The organism is Streptomyces sp. NPDC059371 (assembly GCF_042751995.1).
In the GTDB taxonomy this organism is placed as follows: domain Bacteria; phylum Actinomycetota; class Actinomycetes; order Streptomycetales; family Streptomycetaceae; genus Streptomyces.
This window is the reverse complement of the sequence record NZ_JBHYXD010000112.1, coordinates 25,718-28,915: the sequence shown is the minus strand read 5'-3', so window position 1 is coordinate 28,915 and position 3,198 is coordinate 25,718. Positions and strand designations below refer to the sequence as shown.

2 protein-coding genes are annotated in these 3,198 nt (G+C 74.0%); both read left to right on the top strand.

The features are described from left to right. Positions 1–132: 132 nt before the first annotated feature. Complete coding sequence (locus ACFXGX_RS37345; protein ID WP_384800949.1) at positions 133–1,290, top strand: hypothetical protein; 1,158 nt, start codon at positions 133–135, stop codon at positions 1,288–1,290. Between the two features lie 59 nt (positions 1,291–1,349). After that, a complete protein-coding gene (locus ACFXGX_RS37340; RefSeq protein ID WP_384800946.1) occupies positions 1,350–3,041 on the top strand; it encodes a nitrite/sulfite reductase in 1,692 nt (563 codons plus the stop codon). Positions 3,042–3,198: the final 157 nt, after the last annotated feature.

Below are 3,198 nucleotides of genomic sequence, written 5' to 3'. Positions count from 1 at the left end.
CCGCCCCGTGGGTTTTTTTTGGTTGGTGCGCCGGGGGGCGGGGGGTTTCAAAACACTTGACCTACCTGGTGGCGCGCGGCGCCGCCGGCCCCCCCCGGGCACCTGGCCCAAGCCGCCCAGGACTTCCGGCCGTTGGACGGCGTCCTGCTGGGCGCCTTCGTCCTGGCGTGCGGGATCGGCCTGATCATGCTGCAACTACGGTACGGGCGACTGCGCCGCCGGCGCACCGTGCTCGCCTCCTTCGCCGTCATCGTGATCACCTCGGTGCTGGTGGGCATGACGGTGTCGCACGACGCGGGGCGGTCCGAGGCCGGTACCCCGGGTGTACCCCTGCTGCGTACGGTCGAGGCGGGGGCACAGCGGGTACCGGTCCTCGTGGTCCCGAACCGGCCCGGGTTCAACCTGGTGGGCGTCGCCGCGGACAACGCGTCCGCCGGCACCGACCCCGCGCGGCTCGCCGCCGGGCGGCGGTACAGCGGTTCCGAGCGGACCTGGGTGGGCGTCACCCTCCGGTCCGGTGACCGGCGGCTGTACCTCTCCGTGAACGGCGCCCCGGCCTCGCTGGACGTCGACACCGGCGACAGGCCGGCCGCCGTGTCCGCCACACTGCACGGCACGGACGGCCCCGAGTGCGCGTCCGCCGCTCTGGGCGCCCTGCTCGCGGGCGGCAAGGGCCCCTGGTCCTCCTGTCCCTCCGACCGTCTCACCACCGCCGACGCCGGCATGCTGCGGTCCACCGTGCGCTTCCTGGCGAAGCGCGGGGCACGGACCGTCGCCCTGCGCGCGGACGACTCGCCCCGAGACCGGGCCGCCGCGGGCGTGGTCCGCGAGGCCGCGGCCCGCGAGAAGGTCACCGTGGTGGCACCCGGCAAGGGCGCGCCCCCGCTGATCGTGGTCACCGGCTGGGCGGCCGCCGAGGCCCAGGTCAAGGAGGTCGAGTCGGGCCGGGTCAAGGCCGAGGGCACCTACCTGGCGCCCTGGCTGCTCTCGCCGCCCGTGCTCGGTCCGAGCGCGGGCCAGCTCATCCCGCTGCGCTACGACCCGCGGGGCCCCGCCGCCGAGCGCTATCTGTCGGCGCTGTCGGGACGGTTCCCCGGCGAGGTGCCCAGCGCCGCCGGATACGAGGCCTGGCAACGGCAGTTGGGCGGCGACTTCGCCCCGGCCCTGATGTATGCGGCGGCCGAGGTGTACATCCCGGGCATGCCGGCCCACGAGCACGGGGGCGCGGACTGGCTCACCAGCGGAATGATCACCGCCGTCTCGGGGCCGCTGGAACAGCCGAAGCCATGACGATCCGAGGCCGGCCCGCGATCCGCGGCCGGCGACAGGCCGGAGAAGGGCAGCACACCATGACGGACACGGCGCCGGCGTCGCCCGCACCGCGGGCGGGGCGCGGGGGGTCGCGCGACGAGGGCCAGTGGGCCCACGGGCGGCGCGAGCCCCTCAACAGGAACGAGGAGATCAAGAAGGACGAGGACCCGCTGCGGGTACGGGAGCGCGTCGAGCGGGTCTACGCGCATCACGGCTTCGCCTCCATCGACCCGGACGATCTGCGCTCCCGGCTGCGCTGGTGGGGGCTGTACACCCAGCGCCGTCCCGGCATCGACGGGGGACGCACGGCCGTTCTCGCGCCGGAGGAGCTGGAGGACGAGTACTTCATGCTCCGCGTGCGCATCGACGGCGGGCGGCTCGATCCGCGCCGGCTCCGCGCGATCGCGGACATCTCGGTCCGCTGGGCCCGGGGCACGGCGGACGTCACCGACCGGCAGAACATCCAGTTCCACTGGGTGCGGATCGAGGACGTCCCCGAGATCTGGCGCCGGCTCGAAGAGGTGGGACTGTCGACCACCGAGGCGTGCGGCGACTGCCCGCGCGTCGTCGTCGGCAGCCCGGTCGCGGGGGTCTCGGCGGACGAACTCCTCGACGCCACCCCGGCGATCGAGGAGATCACCGCCCGCTGGATCGGCGACCCCACGCTGTCCAACCTGCCGCGCAAGTACAAGACGGCGGTGAGCTGGCTGCCCGACATTCCGTACGAGATCAACGATCTGGCGTTCCTCGGCAGCGTCCACCCCGATCACGGGCCGGGGTTCGATCCCTGGGTGGGCGGCGGCCTGTCCACCTCCCCGCGGCTCGCCGAGCGGCTGGGCGCCTGGGTGGCGCTCGACGACGTGCCCGAGGTCTGGGTGGCCGTGACCCGGCTGTTCAGGGACTACGGCTATCGCCGGCTGCGCGGCCGCGCCCGGCTGAAGTACCTGGTGGCCGACTGGGGTGTGGAGCGGTTCCGCGAGGTGCTGGAGGACGAGTACCTGAACCGTCCGCTCGTCGACGGCCCGGCCCCGGTTCTGCCGGCCGCGCCGCTCGACCACATCGGGGTCCACCGGCAGCGCGACGGACGGTACTTCGTGGGTGCCGCCCCGGTGGCCGGACGGATCTCCGGCGACACGCTGGCCCGGCTCGCGGACCTCGCCGAGGCCCACGGCTCGGGGCGGGTCCGGCTCACCCCGTACCAGAAGATCGTGGTGCTCGACGTGACCGATCCCGCCTCGCTCGTCAAGGCGCTGCGCGCCGTCGGTCTGGAGGCCGAACCGTCCTCCTGGCGGCGCGACACGATGGCCTGCACCGGTATCGAGTACTGCAAGCTGGCGATCGTCGAGACCAAGGAGCGCGCGGCCACCCTGATCGGCGAGCTCGAACGGCGCCTCGCCGGTGAGGCGTTGGACATCAAGGTCAACGTCAACGGCTGCCCCAACGCGTGCGCGCGGACCCAGGTCGCCGACATCGGGCTCAAGGGGCAGCTCGTGACCGGGCCGGACGGCACCCAGACCGAGGGATTCCAGGTGCACCTCGGCGGAGGCCTCGCCCTGCGCGAGGGCGCGGACGGCCGCTTCGGCAGGAAGCTGCGCGGGCTGAAGACCACGGCGGCCGAACTGCCCTACTACGTGGAGCGCGTGACCCGCGCCTACCTGGCGGGCCGGAAGAACGCGAACGAGACGTTCGCCGAATGGACGGTACGCGCCGGGGACGACGAACTTCAATAGACGAGAGTTGGGGGGGGGGGGCGCGCCCGCGGGCGCCGCCCCCCGCGTGTTGGTCACCGCTGGGGGGGGGGGGGGGGGGCCGAGCCGCGGTGCCGAGGACGACACGGTCGGGGCGGAGCAGGACAGCACCCGCGCTGCCCATCCAACGCACCAGGGC